At 44.5% G+C, this 16,926-nt stretch carries 14 protein-coding genes and 1 pseudogene; 12 read left to right on the top strand and 3 right to left on the bottom strand.

The window, feature by feature from the left end:
• Positions 1-27: 27 nt before the first annotated feature.
• The 3 genes and pseudogenes from pbp4 to IGI82_RS10710 form a co-directional block, all read right to left on the bottom strand.
• Positions 28-2,075 (bottom strand): annotated as a pseudogene (pbp4, locus tag IGI82_RS10720) (penicillin-binding protein PBP4(5)).
• Between the two features lies 1 nt (position 2,076).
• Entirely contained in the window at positions 2,077-2,682 is a 606-nt protein-coding gene (locus tag IGI82_RS10715) for a DUF1054 domain-containing protein (protein ID WP_016611021.1), read from the bottom strand.
• Positions 2,683-2,782: 100 nt separating this feature from the next.
• The gene (locus IGI82_RS10710) at positions 2,783-3,217 is read right to left on the bottom strand and encodes a hypothetical protein (protein ID WP_016611022.1); all 435 of its coding nucleotides are present in this window, start codon (positions 3,215-3,217) and stop codon (positions 2,783-2,785) included.
• A 214-nt stretch (positions 3,218-3,431) separates the two neighbouring features.
• Between IGI82_RS10710 and purC the strand changes: the two genes are divergently transcribed.
• The 12 genes from purC to wecB all read left to right on the top strand — a co-directional run bounded on the left by purC (position 3,432) and on the right by wecB (position 16,792).
• The gene (gene purC / locus IGI82_RS10705; RefSeq protein WP_438842199.1) at positions 3,432-4,157 is read left to right on the top strand and encodes a phosphoribosylaminoimidazolesuccinocarboxamide synthase; all 726 of its coding nucleotides are present in this window, start codon (positions 3,432-3,434) and stop codon (positions 4,155-4,157) included.
• Positions 4,148-4,420, top strand: a complete 273-nt coding sequence (gene purS, locus IGI82_RS10700; protein ID WP_010749587.1) for a phosphoribosylformylglycinamidine synthase subunit PurS — start codon at positions 4,148-4,150, stop codon at positions 4,418-4,420. Before purC ends, purS begins: the two co-directional genes overlap by 10 nt.
• Entirely contained in the window at positions 4,417-5,094 is a 678-nt protein-coding gene (purQ, locus tag IGI82_RS10695) for a phosphoribosylformylglycinamidine synthase subunit PurQ (RefSeq protein ID WP_010749588.1), read from the top strand. The genes purS and purQ overlap by 4 nt, the downstream gene beginning before the upstream one ends.
• Positions 5,087-7,315 carry a phosphoribosylformylglycinamidine synthase subunit PurL gene (purL, locus tag IGI82_RS10690; protein ID WP_170927531.1) on the top strand — a complete coding sequence of 743 codons (2,229 nt, stop codon included), beginning with the start codon at positions 5,087-5,089 and terminating at the stop codon, positions 7,313-7,315. The genes purQ and purL overlap by 8 nt, the downstream gene beginning before the upstream one ends.
• Entirely contained in the window at positions 7,300-8,724 is a 1,425-nt protein-coding gene (purF, locus tag IGI82_RS10685; RefSeq protein ID WP_438842198.1) for an amidophosphoribosyltransferase, read from the top strand. The genes purL and purF overlap by 16 nt, the downstream gene beginning before the upstream one ends.
• A gap of 115 nt (positions 8,725-8,839) precedes the next feature.
• Positions 8,840-9,886, top strand: a complete 1,047-nt coding sequence (gene purM, locus IGI82_RS10680; RefSeq protein ID WP_015509886.1) for a phosphoribosylformylglycinamidine cyclo-ligase — start codon at positions 8,840-8,842, stop codon at positions 9,884-9,886.
• Positions 9,883-10,467, top strand: coding sequence for a phosphoribosylglycinamide formyltransferase (purN, locus tag IGI82_RS10675; protein WP_010749592.1), 585 nt, complete (start codon positions 9,883-9,885; stop codon positions 10,465-10,467). Before purM ends, purN begins: the two co-directional genes overlap by 4 nt.
• Positions 10,460-11,995 (top strand): bifunctional phosphoribosylaminoimidazolecarboxamide formyltransferase/IMP cyclohydrolase, encoded by a 1,536-nt coding sequence (gene purH / locus IGI82_RS10670; protein WP_438842197.1) that lies wholly within the window; start codon positions 10,460-10,462, stop codon positions 11,993-11,995. Before purN ends, purH begins: the two co-directional genes overlap by 8 nt.
• Before the next feature lie 16 nt (positions 11,996-12,011).
• Positions 12,012-13,298, top strand: a complete 1,287-nt coding sequence (gene purD / locus IGI82_RS10665; RefSeq protein ID WP_087627616.1) for a phosphoribosylamine--glycine ligase — start codon at positions 12,012-12,014, stop codon at positions 13,296-13,298.
• Positions 13,299-13,467: 169 nt separating this feature from the next.
• Positions 13,468-14,382, top strand: coding sequence for an aldo/keto reductase (locus IGI82_RS10660; RefSeq protein ID WP_016611032.1), 915 nt, complete (start codon positions 13,468-13,470; stop codon positions 14,380-14,382).
• A gap of 210 nt (positions 14,383-14,592) precedes the next feature.
• Positions 14,593-15,570, top strand: coding sequence for a GMP reductase (gene guaC, locus IGI82_RS10655; RefSeq protein WP_005230038.1), 978 nt, complete (start codon positions 14,593-14,595; stop codon positions 15,568-15,570).
• A gap of 121 nt (positions 15,571-15,691) precedes the next feature.
• On the top strand, positions 15,692-16,792 hold the full coding sequence (gene wecB / locus IGI82_RS10650; protein ID WP_010749597.1) for a non-hydrolyzing UDP-N-acetylglucosamine 2-epimerase: 1,101 nt from the start codon (positions 15,692-15,694) through the stop codon (positions 16,790-16,792).
• The last annotated feature ends 134 nt before the right edge of the window (positions 16,793-16,926 follow it).

The following is a 16,926-nucleotide window of genomic DNA, read 5'->3' as shown; positions in this document are numbered from 1 at the left end:
ATAAGGATCTGAAGGTTGCAGCTTTTTTTAATAATGTTCAGCTAAGTAGGTCAATAGCTCAGGTGCTAAACCAGTTGCTGATTGGTTTTCCTGGCGATCTTCTAGCATGGAAACCATCAGGAATCCTTGGTCTTGCGAATCAAAGGCAAATAAGAAACTGTTTTCCTGGCCTTTTCATCTTGCTTTTCTTTGATTTCAGCTGTTCCTGTCTTAGCAGCCAATGGAATGTTTAATGCTGCCAAGGAATGTGCAGTTCCGTTTGGATCGGAAACAACGGCGGTCAAATCTTGATTGATTTGATCGATCGTTTCTGCTTTAAAGACTTCTTTGTCTTTTTGCTCTGCCTCTTTCACTAAACGGGGATAGACCAGCTTCCCTTGATTGGCAAAGACGGAGTAGATCGCCGCTTGCTGGATTGGATTCAATAGCAATTCTCCTTGGCCATAGCCGGTATCTGCCAGTAAAATGTCCGAATTGAAGGAGTCTTCATTTGAAATTTGAGCAGGATTCATCGCGATCGGTAAATCCAATGTTTCACCAAAAATCAACTTCGACAAGCCGTCACGAAAGGCATCTTCGCCCATAGATAAAGTTTGTTGCGCCATATAAATGTTATCAGAGTATACCAGTGCATCCTTGAGATTCACAGAAGCTACATCAGTAACTCTCGTCACAAAGTAGTCGCCCCACGAGCTATCTTTTTGCCATTTCAATCCATCGATTGCGATACTCTGCGTAGGATCGATCGTGCCATTTTCCAAGCCGATCGCACCAGTGATGGCCTTAAAGGTCGAACCAGGTGCATAGGCCGTAGCAAAGCGGCTGATGAAAGGCAGGTCTTCATTTTGTTCATACGCATCATAATCTTCTTGTGAGATCCCTTGGGTCATTTTATTGGGATCATAACTTGGCGAGCTGGCAAGTACCAACAGATCGCCAGTTTTGGGTTCGGTAACGACCGTTGCTCCTGCTTGGTTTTGTAAGGAGTCAAACGCCGTCTTTTGGGCTTGGGCATCAATAGTCAATTGGATATCCTTGCCATCTGCGCGTTCTTTTTCTAACAGGACGGCTTTCTCAGCACCATCTTCATCTGTGATGGCGATTTTTCCGCCGTTTTCTCCTCGCAGCTCTTTATCGAAGGCAGCTTCCAGACCACTACGACCAATTTGTCCGTTGCTTGCTAGTGTTTCATCTTTTTCGATATCTTCCGCTGTTACATTTCCTAAGTAACCAATCAGTTGGGCGGCAGCTTCCCCAAGTGGGTAAGTGCGTCCAGTCGTTTCTTTTAAACTTGTTCCAGTTGGCATCTCATCCGTTGGTTCGATGATCTTCAAGGGGACGAACAACTCATCTTGAACCCAAGATTGCCCCAATGCTTGCTCGATGGCTTCTTCTGTCAGGTCGAAACGTTCCGCGATCGCTTTGATATTGGCATTTTTTTCGTCTCCCGTGCCCAATTGCCCCGGAACGACGCCTAACTGATAAAGCGTGCCATTTTCTGCTAGTGGTTCGTTGTTTCGGTCGAGAATCTCACCGCGAGTGGCATTATCTACGGAAATACTGACTTTGTCTTGTCCCTCCATTCCTGGAAAGATCAACTGAGGGGACCAATCGATCTTGGCTTCGTTATCAGCTACAGTGATCGTGCCGCTATAAGAAAGCTCGGTTAATTCACCTAACGAGGTGGTCAAGGAACCGTTGTATTGGAAATTGAATTGATCGGAATCCTTGTCATTAGGAGTTACCTCAATCCCAGAGGCTTTAAATGATTCAGCACCGATACCAGTGAAGATCGCTTCGTATTTTGCAGAGACTTCGTCTGCGGTAAAGCCGGTTGATGCTAAACTGTCTTCAGACACGAAGGCAGGCAAGTCACTGTACTTCTGATCGGCCAAAGCGTCGATAAAGGAAGTGAGGGCTTTTTTAGCAGCGGCTTCTTCTTGCCGATCCTGATAGACGGTATAACCATAATAGCCGCCGCCTAGTACCAATAAGGCGGCAGGAAGTGCCAACCAGACGAAGCGCTTGGGCTTTTTCGCTGGCTTTTCGTTGCGAGAGCGCCGATTTTCTGACATATTATTGTTCCTCCTTCAAAGCCGTCATACGGGCATGATAAAGCGGCAACAGCGTTTGATAAACTGCTAAAATATCCGCCATCTCAACGTCTTCGATCATTTCTTTCGGAAAAATCTTTCCAATTTGAAGCTCGCTTTTTTTGACTTTCTTCAATCGTTCCAGATAGGTTGGCCACATGGCGATAGGGTGGTGGTCGTATTTTGTGTGATCAGGAGAAAGTGTAAAGTCAGCTGGTAATTGATCGAATAATTCTTTTTGGGCCAACCAGGATTCAGCGATCGTTGCCTGATTTTTCGGTTGATCGATCACGCTGAGCCAAACAAAGACATACGCTTGATTGATCCCAATTTGAAAGTGGGCATCCATTTTATAGCCTCGTTTGTTCGGACCGATCCCTGCCCAGGTTTCGGCAGGAGGGTAGACGGTTCTGCGTCGGTGCTGAGCAATATGCAAATAAAAAGGCTCTTGGCAGCTTTCTTCAATTAATGGGATCGCTGCCTCACCGATCGTTTGAAAAATCGGCTGAATCTCGGCACGGATTTTTTCCATTCGTTCGTCTAACGTTTCTAAAGAAAAAGCATCAAATGATTGTTTCGTAAATAGCATAATCGTATCCTTTCTGTTGTCTGAAAATAGTATAACAAAAAAAGCCCGATAAATTACGGGCTTTTGTTTATTTTACCTTTTTTTATTGAAGGATACTCAGTCAATTTGCCGCTGGACTCAATTTAAACGTTGGTGTCTGGCTTTGTTCCTTCAAAAGATGCAAAAGATCATCCAAGAAAGAAAAGTCCATTTCTTCTAAATTAAAATAAATCCGAAAAGAATACGTATGTTTAAATAAGCTTTGGCGATGGATTTGATGAATAATCAATTCGTCATTGCGTTCATTTTGAAATTGTAGAACACGCTTTTGTTCTTCGGCATAATGAGGGCGCGCCCCTTTTTTGAAGGGACTGAATAAATAGAAACTTGTTTGTTGGTTGATGGAAAGGATTTGCTGCACGGCCAATAATTCGTTATGGAGCTGTTGTTTTTCTTTGTCTGATAAATGAGCTAAAAAAAGTTCAGCACGATTCTTTAGCGACCACATATAGTACTCCTCCTTGAATGTAGCTACAATACGACCTAAATATAGCATGAAAAAAGAATGTTGTAAACGCTTTATAAATCCTTCGCTGCTTCTAAAGAGGAATCTGCTTTCACCCAATTGGGTAAAAAGCGAACATTCGTGTTTATTAATATGTAAATGTACAGATAATCGTTGACCCGCTTTTTCTGCGTTGTTAGAATAATAAGCAAATAAAGATGTGTGTCATCGCTATGTGAAAAATATTACTTAACTGAGGTGGATTATGGAATCAGAAGTGCTTCTTTATGAAGGAAAAGCCAAGAAATTGTTTAAAACCAACGAAGAGGATGTGTTGAAAGTCGTTTATTTGGATCAAGCTACTGCATTGAATGGTCAAAAGAAAGATGCCGTTGTAGGAAAGGGTGCCTTGAACAATCAGATCACTGCGCATCTTTTTCAGCGCCTAGCCGATAAAAACGTCCCAAGTCATTTTCTTCAATTAGTGTCTAAACACGAACAATTAATTCGAGCTGTTGCTATGATTCCTTTAGAAGTCGTTGTTCGCAACACGGCTGCTGGTAGTTTTTCAAAGCGCTTGGGCATCGAAGAAGGAACCGAACTGCCAAAGCCGATCGTAGAGTTTTACTACAAAGAAGATCGTTTGGATGATCCGTTTATCAATGATGATCATGTGTTTTATCTAGGGCTTGCCTCAGAAGAGGAGCTGGACCAGATCAAAACATTGGCGCTGCAAGTCAACGCTGCGTTACTGGAAATCTTTGCGAACATCAACATTCGCTTGATCGATTTTAAAATCGAGATCGGCAAAACCAAAAAGGGCGAGTTGCTCTTGGCTGATGAGATTTCACCAGATACTTGTCGTTTATGGGATATGGGGACAAATGAGCATCTAGATAAAGATGTCTATCGACGTGATTTAGGGGACATCGTTCCTGTTTATGAAGAAGTCTTAAATCGTTTAGAAAAGGAGAATTCAGCATGTATTTAGTCAAAGTTTATGTAACCTATAAGGAATCTGTTTTAGACCCTCAAGGAGAAGCTGTGAAAGGAGCGGTTCATCGCTTGGGGTATCAAGATGTCAGTGATATTCGGATCGGGAAATACTTTGAAATCAAAGTGACACCTTCAAACAATCAAACACAAGCAGCTGTAGCAGAAGAAATCGAAGCGATCTGCGACAAGCTTTTGGCAAACGTCAATATGGAAACCTACCGTTATGAAATGGTTCAAATGGAGGAAGCGGCCCTATGAAATTTGCAGTGATCGTTTTTCCTGGATCAAATTGTGATGTTGATTTGATGTGGGCAATCAAAGATATCATGGGGGCAGAAGCAGAATATGTGCGCCATGATGCAGACAGCTTAGCCGGTTTTGACGGTGTTTTGCTTCCAGGAGGATTTTCTTATGGTGATTACTTAAGATGCGGAGCGATTGCCCGTTTTTCTACGATCATGTCAGAGGTCATTCGTTTGGCAAATGAAGGCAAACCTGTCTTTGGTACCTGCAATGGGTTTCAAATTTTAACGGAAGCGGGCTTGTTACCAGGGGTTTTACAAAGAAATGAATCACTCCATTTTATTTGCAAACCGGTCCGTCTGCAAGTGAATAATCAAACAGCTTTTACTTCTGAATATGAAACGGATCAAGTCATTACGCTTCCTGTCGCTCATGGTGAGGGCAATTATTATTGTGATGAAACGACTTATCAGGAATTGGTTGCCAACAATCAAATCGTTTTCCGTTATGAAGATAACGTCAACGGCAGCCTACACAACATCGCTGGTATCTGTAATAAAGCTGGCAATGTTCTAGGCATGATGCCTCATCCAGAACGAGCGATGGAAAGCTTATTGGGCTCAGAAGATGGCAAGAAGTTTTTTGCTTCATTATTGAAAAATTTTGGGAAGGTGCCGGTAAATGGATAAAATGATCGTAAAAGAACCTACACCACAAGAAATCAAAGACACGAAATTATACGAGCAATGGGGATTGACCCAAGAAGAATATCGGATGATCTCAGAAGATATTTTGGGGCGTTTACCGAACTATACCGAAACTGGACTCTTTTCAGTGATGTGGAGTGAACATTGTTCTTACAAAAATTCCAAACCTGTTTTGCGGAAATTCCCGACAGAAGGGCCGCAAGTACTGCAAGGACCTGGCGAAGGTGCGGGTATCGTGGATATCGGCGATGATCTAGCCGTCGTTTTTAAAGCGGAAAGCCATAATCATCCTTCTGCGGTGGAACCTTATGAAGGAGCAGCAACTGGTGTTGGTGGGATCATCCGCGACATCTTCAGTATGGGTGCAAGACCGATTGCTGTTTTAGACTCCTTACGATTTGGTGAGTTAGATAATCCAAGAACGAAATATCTTTTGGAAGAAGTCGTTGCTGGGATCAGTGGCTATGGTAACTGTATTGGGATTCCGACCGTCGGTGGTGAAGTGGCATTTGATCCTTGTTATGAAGGCAATCCATTAGTCAATGCGATGTGTGTAGGGATCATTGCTCACAAGGATATTCAAAAAGGGCAGGCCAAAGGTGTTGGAAACACCATCATGTATGTCGGCGCAAAAACAGGACGCGACGGGATACATGGGGCGACTTTTGCATCGGAAGAATTTGTCGAAGGTGAAGAACAACAACGATCCGCCGTACAAGTCGGTGATCCTTTTATGGAAAAACTTTTGTTGGAAGCTTGTTTGGAATTGATCGTGGATCATTCGGACATTTTAGTCGGAATTCAAGATATGGGTGCTGCTGGATTGGTTTCTTCTAGTGCCGAGATGGCATCAAAAGCCGGATCAGGGTTGCGCTTAACGTTAGATGATGTTCCACAACGAGAAACCAATATGACGCCTTATGAAATGATGTTGTCAGAATCTCAAGAGCGGATGCTGATCTGTGTCAAAAAAGGACATGAAGCTGAAGTGGAAGCACTCTTTAAGAAATACGATCTAGAAGCCGTCGTGATCGGTGAAGTAACAGATGATGGCAACTATCGTTTGTTCCATCACGGACAGGAAGTCGCTAATTTGCCAGTAGATGCTTTAGCTGAAGATGCGCCGACTTACTACAAAGAGATGGCAGAACCGAAACGGATCAAAGTGTTTAAGGAAACACCAGACTTTGTTCCAGTGATTCACTCAGCAACGTCTGTATTTGCCGATCTACTGCAGCAGCCGACGATCGCTTCAAAACGCTCGATTTTTGAAACCTACGATTCGCAAGTTCGTACCAATACCGTGGTAGGACCCGGCAGTGATGCCGCTGTGTTACGAATCAAGGGAACCAATAAAGCCTTGGCGATGACGACTGACTGTAATGCTCGTTACCTGTACTTAGATCCAGAAGTCGGCGGACAGATCGCAGTTGCAGAAGCTGCTCGAAATATCGTCGCTTCCGGTGGGCGTCCATTGGCGATCACTGACTGCCTTAACTTCGGCTCGCCAGATAAACCAGAAGGATTCTGGGAGTTATCCACGGCTGCTGACGGGATCTCAGAAGCTTGTCGTGTGCTAGAGACACCAGTCATTTCTGGGAACGTCTCCTTATACAACGAAACGGACGGACAATCGGTCTATCCAACGCCGGTAATTGGGATGGTCGGATTGATCGAAGAGCTGGCGCATATCACGACGCAGCATTTCCAAGCAGCGGGGGATCTGATCTATGTCCTAGGGGAAACCCATGCTGACTTCAATGGGTCTGAATTGCAAAAACTGCAGACAGGAAAGATCGCTGGGCGTTTAATGTCCTTTGACCTTGAAACAGAAAAAATGAACCAACAATTGGTTACCGCAGCGATCCAAGCAGGTCTTGTTCAAAGTGCCCACGATTGTGCCGAAGGTGGTTTAGCGATCGCTTTAGCCGAATCCGCTTTTGACAAGGGCTTTGGTCTAAATGTGACCGTGTCATTGCCAGCAGCACAATTGTTTTCAGAAACCCAATCCCGATTTGTGCTTTCAGTCGCACCTGATAAGCAAGCAGCTTTTGAAGCGCTGGTAGGCGCTGCTGCAACAGCGATCGGGGAAGTGACTGCTGATGGCCAGATTCGCATGCAAGCACAAGATGATACGATCGAGATGCCCCTTACTGAGGCGAAATTGAAATGGGAGGAAGCCATTCCATGTTTAATGAAGTAAAGAGCCTCAACGAGGAATGTGGGGTTTTTGGTGTTTGGGGTCATCCAGATGCCGCTCGTGTCACCTACTTCGGACTACACAGTTTGCAACATCGCGGCCAAGAAGGTGCAGGGATTGTCACGAATGATGCGGGGAAACTCAATGGCCACCGTGATTTAGGGTTGCTAGCGGAAGTCTTTTCGGATGAACGTGTCCTCCAGCGTCTGACAGGAGATGCTGCCATTGGTCACGTTCGTTACGCAACTGCTGGTAATGGTAGCGTTGATAATATTCAACCATTTTTATTCAAATTTTTTGATCAGCAGATTGGCTTAGCTCATAACGGCAACTTGACGAATGCGAAAAGTCTACGGAAATCCTTAGAAAAGGCTGGTGCGATTTTCCACTCGAATTCCGATACAGAGATTCTCATGCACTTGATCCGTCGCAGCGAAGAACCGCTTTTTATGGATCGGGTCAAGGAGGCATTAAATCAAGTTAAAGGTGGATTTGCGTACCTTTTACTGACCGAAAATGCCATGATCGCAGCACTAGACCCCAATGGCTTTCGGCCATTGTCAATCGGGAAAATGGTCAATGGTGCTTATGTGGTGGCTTCAGAAACCTGTGCGTTGGAAGTCATCGGTGCGGAATTTATTCGTGATGTCCGACCAGGCGAAGTCGTGATCATTGATGATGCAGGCATTCAAATTGAACAGTATAGCCAAGAAGTACAACCCGCGATATGTTCGATGGAGTTTATCTATTTTGCCCGTCCTGATTCCAACATCGCTGGCGTCAACGTCCATCGTGCCCGTAAAAATATGGGCCGTCGCTTAGCACAAGAGGCGCCGATCGAAGCGGATATGGTCATTGGTGTACCGAATTCATCCTTATCTGCTGCCAGCGGGTATGCAGAAGCTTCAGGTATTCCCTATGAATTAGGCTTAGTAAAAAATCAATACATCGCACGAACGTTTATTCAACCGACGCAGGAGTTAAGGGAACAAGGTGTACGGATGAAGCTCTCAGCTGTTCGTGGCGTAGTCGAAGGCAAACGAGTGATTCTAGTCGACGATTCGATCGTCCGAGGAACCACCAGCCGCCGTATCGTGCAACTGCTAAAAGAAGCAGGTGCCAAAGAAGTTCATGTACGTATCGGTTCGCCGCCTTTGCGCTATCCGTGTTTTTACGGGATCGACATTCAAACGAGAAAAGAATTGATCGCAGCCAAATATACGGAAGCTGAGATTTGTGAAAAAATCGAAGCAGATTCTTTGGCCTTTTTAAGTGAAGACGGGTTGATCGAAGCGATCGGTTTAGATTTTGACGCACCTTACTCAGGATTGTGTATGGCCTATTTCAATGGCGATTATCCAACCCCTTTGTATGATTATGAAGAAAACTATCTCGCGTCTTTAGCTGAATAAATTGTAGGCAAAAATGGTTTTTCAAACGAAGCAGTGAAGGACCGCTGGTTTACTTGCGTTAACGACGAATGAGCTGAATGAAGAAAAGCGGATGAATGATTGAGGAGGAACGAACGTGGCAAATGCATATGCAAAAGCCGGTGTCGATGTCGAAGCCGGTTATGAAGTAGTCGAACGGATCAAAAAGCATGTGAAACGAACAGAACGTCTAGGCGTGATGGGGGCAATCGGGGGTTTTGGTGGCTGTTTTGACTTATCATCGTACCAATTGAAAGAACCAGTACTCGTTTCTGGGACAGATGGTGTAGGAACTAAGCTTTTATTGGCGATCCAGCAAGAACAGCATACAACGATCGGCATTGATTGCGTCGCAATGTGCGTGAATGATATCGTCGCTCAAGGGGCAGAACCTATCTACTTCCTTGACTATGTTGCAGTCGGTAAAAACGATCCTGCAAAGATCGAACAAATCATTGCTGGTGTCGCAGAGGGCTGTGTGCAAGCGGGTGCTGCCCTGATTGGTGGGGAAACCGCTGAAATGCCGGGAATGTACCAACCAGAAGAATATGATCTTGCTGGCTTTGCCGTAGGAATCGTCGAAAAAAGTCGCTTGATCACTGGAGAAACCATCAAAGAAGGCGATGAGCTGATTGGTTTGCCTTCATCAGGCATTCACTCGAATGGGTACTCTTTAGTCAGAAAAGTCTTTTTTGAACAGCATGGCTATACAGGAGCAGAAACATTTGCAGAACTTGGCAACCAAACACTTGCAGAAAGTTTATTGACGCCAACGAGAATTTACGTGGATGCATTGAAGCCTTTATTGACAGAAGGATTGCTAGCTGGAATTTCTCATATCACTGGTGGCGGATTTGTTGAAAATATCCCGCGGATGCTGCCTGAAGGACTTGCGGCAGAAATCTCCCTAGACACTTGGCCGCAGTTGCCGATATTTGATCTGATCGCTGCTCATGGCGCGATTCCTCACCAAGAAATGTTCGAGATTTTCAACATGGGGATCGGTATGGTCTTAGCCGTTGCGCCAGAAAATGTTGCGGCAGTAATGGCGCTTCTATCTGCCAATGAAGAACCAGCGTATCGGATCGGTAAAGTGACGAAACGTGACAACGAAGCTGTCTGCTTTAAAGAGGCAGTCCGATGAGGATCGCCGTCTTTGCTTCTGGAACGGGCAGCAATTTTACAGCGATCGCCGATGCGATCCAGGCTAATGAAATCAAAGGGGCGCAGATCGGATTGGTCTTTTCCGATAAACCTGCAGCGCCAGTGATAGAAAAAGCTCGCGCAAGAGACTATGAAACGCTTGTCTTGGAGCCAGCGGCTTTTGCGTCAAAAGCAGCCTTTGAAAGGAAATTGATCGAAGAATTGCAGTATCATGCCATCGATTTTATTGTTTTAGCTGGGTATATGCGGATCATCGGGAACACCCTATTATCCGCTTATGAAGGCAGAGTCATCAATATCCATCCCTCGTTGTTGCCGAGCTTCCCAGGCAAATCTGGGATTGCCGATGCCTTCGCTTATGGCGTGAAAGTGACGGGGGTTACGGTTCATTATGTCGATGCTGGCATTGATACAGGGCCAATCATTGCCCAAGAAATCGTTCGGATTGACACCGACGATACGTTAACAAGTGTGACAGAGAAAATTCATCAAGTGGAACACCAAATCTATCCAGCTGTTTTAGCTGAAATTGTGGAAAAGGGGCTATCAAATCGTGAATAAACGTGCATTAATCAGTGTGACTGACAAAGAGGGACTGGTACCATTTGTCCAAGAATTGACCAATTTAGGATTTGAGATCATTTCAACTGGCGGGACCAAAACCGTCTTGGAGGAAGCAGGGCTTCAACCGATCGGCATCGAAGCGATCACAGAATTTCCTGAAATGATGGACGGTAGGGTAAAAACGCTACATCCGCGGGTGCATGGTGGTCTGTTAGGGCGACGTGATCTGCCTTCTCATATGGAGGCAATGGCTGAGCACGGTATTTTACCGATCGACCTCGTTGTCGTCAATCTTTATCCATTTAAAGAAACGATCAGCAAGCCTGATGTCACAGAAGCCGACGCAATCGAAAATATCGACATCGGCGGACCAAGCATGCTGCGTTCTGCGGCGAAAAACCATGCCTCAGTAACTGTTGTCGTTGATCCCAAGGATTACGACTGGGTTTTAACTGAGCTGAAGGAAGGCAATACGACGTTGGCATCAAGAAAGAAATTAGCTGCCAAAGTCTTCCGTCATACCGCAGCCTACGATGCCTTGATTGGTGAATACTTGACCAAAGCGGTGGCCGAAACAGAAACGGAGAACTTGACGAAAACCTATGTTTTGAAACAAACATTGCGTTATGGTGAAAATAGTCATCAGAAAGCTTCCTTCTATCAAGACGCATTACCCGTGCCCTATTCGATTGCCAGCGCAAAACAAATCCACGGCAAAGAATTGTCTTACAACAACATTAAAGATGCTGACGCTGCCTTACGGATCGCAGAAGAATTTACAGAGCCAACTGCGGTAGCCCTAAAGCACATGAATCCATGTGGAATCGGAAGTGGAGAAACGATTGCTGAAGCTTTCCAAGAAGCTTACGAAGCAGACCCAGTGTCGATTTTTGGCGGGATTATCGTCTTAAATCGTCCAGTTGATGTGGCAACTGCGCAGCAGCTGCAGCGGATTTTTCTTGAGATCATTATTGCACCTGCATTTGAAGAAGGAGCACTTGAAATCCTAACGAAGAAAAAAAATCTGCGCTTGCTGGTTGTTGATTTCGAAAAAGCAGCCAAACAGCCAGAAGTTGTCTCTGTCCTTGGGGGCTTATTGGTGCAAGAACCAGACAATCAAATGGAGTCACCAGCAGATTGGACCGTGGTGACCAAAAGACAGCCGACACCAGAAGAAATCGCAGCCTTGGCATTTGCTTGGAAAGCGGTGAAACACGTGAAGTCCAATGCGATCGTTTTAGCCAATCAACAGCAAACCGTCGGGATCGGTGCTGGTCAGATGAACCGCGTTGGTTCAGTGAAAATCGCTGTGGAACAAGCCCGTGAAAACAATAAATTGGCTGGTTCAGTGCTGGCAAGCGATGCCTTTTTCCCGATGGATGACAGTGTCGAATATGCAGCACAACAAGGAATCAAAGCGATTATTCAACCTGGTGGTAGTATCAAAGATCAAGAATCGATCGACATGGCAGATAAGTACGGTGTGGCGATGGTCTTTACTGGTGTTCGTCATTTTAAACACTAAGAAATAGGAGAAGACGATGAAAATACTTGTTATTGGTAGTGGTGGCAGAGAACATGCCGTCGCAAAAAAGTTTCTGCAAGACCCTCAAGTTGAAACAGTCTTTTGTGCAAAGGGCAATCCTGGAATGCGAAAAGACGGGATCGTGACAGTCGCAATTGAAGAGTCCGATCATGAAGGTTTGATTGCTTTTGCTCAAGAGCAGGAGGTTGATTGGACCTTCGTTGGTCCAGAAGTTCCATTACTAAATGGCATCGTAGATGATTTTCAGGCGGCGGGCTTGGAAATATTTGGTCCCAATCGACAAGCAGCGATGATCGAAGGATCAAAAGAGTTTGCCAAAGAATTGATGCGTGCCAATCACATTCCAACAGCTGACTATCAAAGCTTTACAGATAGTGCGCAAGCAAAAGCATATATCCAACTTAAAGGTGCACCGATCGTTATCAAAGCGGATGGCTTAGCGGCAGGCAAAGGCGTAGTTGTTGCTGAAACCGTTGATGAGGCGAATGCAGCTGTCGAAGCGATGCTGGAGCAAAATGCTTTTGGTGAAAGTGGTGCAAAAGTGGTGATCGAAGAGTTTTTGGCTGGCGAAGAGTTTTCGCTCTTGGCGTTTGTTAAGGACGAAGCCGTCTATCCAATGGTCATTGCGCAAGACCATAAACGTGCGTTTGATGGCGATTTAGGGCCGAATACAGGAGGTATGGGGGCGTACACACCAGTACCGCAGATTCCGCAAGAAATGGTCGATCAAGCGGTCAAAGAAGTTTTACTTCCTGCAGCAAAAGGGATGATTCTTAATAAGACACCATTTACTGGTATTCTTTATGCAGGTCTGATTGCTACTAATGACGGACCGAAAGTCATTGAATTTAATGCTCGTTTTGGTGATCCAGAAACGCAAGTCGTGTTAAGTCGTTTAGATAGTAGCCTGGCACAGATCATTGATGATCTCTTGCAGGATCGAGAGCCCGCGATCCGCTGGAATCAAGCGGCTTCGATCGGTGTCGTGATTGCATCGCAAGGATATCCTGGCAAGTATCAGCAAGGAATGCCTGTTCCATCTCCTCAAGGAGAAGGAACACAATTCTTTTATGCAGGAGTGGAGGAGACTGCTGATCAAGGCGATTTGACGGCAGCTGGTGGTCGTGTTTTTCTTGTGGAAGCTTCAGCTGAGAATTTAGCTACTGCCCAAAAGAACGTCTATGAAGCAATCAATAAATTGCCTTTGTCGGGTTTGTTTTATCGAAATGACATTGGTGACAAAGCCTTACACTATAGCAACTCATCAAAGGCGATGAAGTAAAGAACGTTTCAATGCGTAATGCAAATTGAAAGTAAAGGATGACTGCCAGTAGAACCAATCGGTTGTGCTGGTGGTTTTCATTTTATAGGAGGTTTTTTTGACGTTGGTGTAGCGTTTTCATCTTGTTGTGCTAAAATAAGAATGTAGTTTAAATAAGGAGGAACTTTACGTGAAAAAAATTAAATTCGGTCCCACTGATTTAGAAGTATCTAGCGTGATTTTAGGTTTGATGCGAATCAACAATGCCAAAGACCCAGTGAAAGTATTGACGACAGCGATTGAAAATGACATTACCTTTTTTGACCATGCCGATATCTATGGGCGCGGGGAGTGTGAAACGATTTTTGCGGAAGCGTTAGCAAAAACGGATGCCAAAAGAGAAGAGTTGTTCATTCAATCAAAATGTGGCATCGTTCCAGGTGAAATGTTTGATTTTTCGAAAGAGCATATCATTTCTTCCGTGGAAGGTAGTTTACAGCGTTTGAAAACCGATCATTTGGATGCGCTACTATTGCATCGCCCTGACACTTTGTTTGAACCAGAAGAAGTGGCAGCTGCCTTTGATCAATTAGAAAAAGACGGCAAAGTGAAATACTTCGGTGTCAGCAATCAAAAACCTGGTCAAATCGAATTGTTGAAAAAATATGTTTCCCAACCTTTAGTAGCGAATCAGCTGCAATTCGGGATCATGCATACGGGAATGATCGATCAAGGAATTCATGTCAACATGACGGATGCTGGTAGTGTCGATCATGATGGAGAAATTCTTGAATATTCTCGCTTGCATGAGATGACGATCCAAGCTTGGTCTCCGTATCAATATGGTTTCTTCGAAGGTGTCTTTATCGGTAACGAGAAATTCCCAGAGTTGAACGAAAAATTGACCGAACTAGCGGACAAGTATCAAACGACACCAACAGGTATTGCTTCTGCGTGGATCTTACGTCACCCTGCAAACATGCAAGTGATTGCTGGAACGATGACCCCACATCGGATCGAAGAAATCGCGCAAGCATCTTCGATCGTATTGACCCGCCATGAATGGTATGAGGTGTATAAAGCAGCAGGAAACATCTTGCCGTAATTTATTAGTAAATCCCGTTTTTTTCAGTACTTATAAGGATGAATGTTCGCAAAAGACGAACATTCATCCTTTTTTTTTAAAAAGTATTTCTAAAAAGCTTGTATTTCACTTCTAGGTGGTTTAAATTGTTGTGGGCGTTAAAAATAGGCTGAGGCCATTTGATGCTTGCTTCACTCTTAGTAAGATTTGGAGGATATTTTTATGTTTGACATGAAAGTTTTTGATTACGAAGATATACAACTGATTCCTAACAAGTGTATCGTGAACAGCCGTTCAGAATGTGATACCACGGTGACATTAGGCGGACACTCTTTTAAGATGCCTGTCGTTCCTGCAAATATGCAAACGATTATTGATGATTCGATCGCAGAATTTTTAGCTGAAAATGGCTATTTTTATATTATGCACCGCTTTGATGAAGAAGCACGGATTCCATTTATCAAAAAAATGAAGAGCCGTGGCTTGATTGCTTCTATCAGCGTAGGTGTCAAAGAAAATGAATATGCCTTTGTGGAAGAACTAGCTGACAAAGAGCTTGTTCCTGATTTTATTACGATCGATATTGCTCATGGCCACTCAAACGCCGTGATCAATATGATCCAACACATCAAGAAGCATTTGCCAGCAACGTTTGTGATCGCTGGAAATGTTGGAACACCAGAAGCAGTTCGTGAATTGGAAAACGCTGGTGCAGATGCAACGAAAGTCGGCATTGGACCTGGGAAAGTGTGTATCACAAAAATCAAAACTGGTTTCGGAACTGGCGGCTGGCAGTTAGCAGCACTACGCTGGTGTGCCAAAGCTGCTCGCAAACCAATCATTGCAGATGGCGGCATTCGGACACACGGCGATATCGCTAAATCTGTCCGTTTCGGTGCAACAATGGTCATGATCGGTTCATTGTTTGCAGGTCATGAAGAATCACCTGGTGAAACGAAAGTAGAAAACGGCGTTGTGATGAAAGAATACTTTGGTTCTGCATCAGAATTTCAAAAAGGTGAAAAGAAAAACGTGGAAGGAAAGAAAATTTGGATTCAATACAAAGGTTCTTTGAAAGACACGTTAGTTGAAATGCAGCAAGACTTGCAGTCATCGATCTCTTATGCAGGTGGAAAAGATTTAGAATCGATTCGTAAAGTGGATTACGTAATCGTGAAAAATTCGATTTTTAATGGAGATACGATCTAAACAGGATACTAAAGAAGCGACCTTCTATTGGTCGTTTCTTTTTTTGTAAGAAGAACCATTTTGTTTTTCTGTTTTCTTCGTTATAATAGAAGCAACGAAGAGTAGAGGAGCGGGTGACCAAATGACAATCAAAGTGATGTCAGTGTTCGGTACCAGACCGGAAGCCATCAAAATGGCGCCACTAGTAAAGGAATTGGAAAACGACCCGCGTTTTGAATCGATCGTTGTGGTGACGGCGCAGCATCGAGAAATGTTGGATCAAGTATTAACGGTTTTTGAGATCACACCAGACTATGATCTGGATATTATGACTTTAGGGCAAACCTTGACAGGGATCACCACCAAAGTTTTACTGGATCTAGAACCGATCCTGCAAAAAGAAACTCCTGATATCGTGCTGGTTCATGGCGATACGACCACCGCTTATGCAGCCGCGACGGCCGCCTTTTATCAGCAAATTCCTGTGGGTCATGTGGAAGCCGGTTTGCGCACATGGAACAAAAAATCTCCTTATCCAGAGGAAGCCAATCGTCAGTTGATCGATGTCTTAGCTGATTTTTACTTTGCGCCAACTTCCCAAAGCAAAAAAAATCTGCTGGCTGAAAACCGCAATGAGGCTGCGATTTATGTAACAGGTAATACCGCCATTGATGCGATGCGTTATACGATCTCGGAGGAATACCAGCATCCAGAACTTTCCGCAGCAGATCAAACCATGATCCTACTAACAATGCATCGTCGAGAAAACTTAGGTGCTCCGATGCAGCAGGTCTTTCGTGCTTTAGCACAGATCGCAAAGGAGAAGCCAACGATCAAAGTGGTTTTCCCTATGCACAAGAATCCCCAAGTCCGAGGGATTGCTCAGGAGATTCTTGGGGAACTAGCAAATGTTACGTTGATTGAGCCTTTAGATGTCATTGATTTTCATAACGTTGCGAATCAAAGTACCTTGATTTTGACGGATTCCGGTGGTGTCCAAGAAGAAGCGCCGTCATTAGGCGTTCCTGTTTTGGTCTTGCGAGATACAACAGAGCGTCCCGAAGGTATTGCTGCAGGTACGTTAAAACTGATCGGTACGTCTGAAGCTGCGGTTTATCAAGAAACAAAGCGACTGCTAGAAGATCCAGAAGCTTACAATGCCATGGCACATGCAGAAAATCCATACGGCGATGGGAAAGCAAGCCAGCGAATCCTGCAAATTTTAGCCGATCATTTTTCGTGAGAGCTAGAGTGAATAATAATTCTCCCAGTATAGGTGAACATAGAGAAAGAGGCAGCTGTTTGTTAAATGGCTGTCTTTTTATATACATGAAACACGCGGGAACGCCGTTTCCATTTTTTCGTTGATTGTGACAA

Origin of the sequence: Enterococcus sp. AZ067, assembly GCF_051715005.1 — a bacterium.
GTDB lineage: Bacteria > Bacillota > Bacilli > Lactobacillales > Enterococcaceae > Enterococcus_D > Enterococcus_D casseliflavus.
The sequence above is the reverse complement of the archived record's forward strand: the minus strand, read 5'-3'. Positions and strand labels throughout refer to the sequence as shown.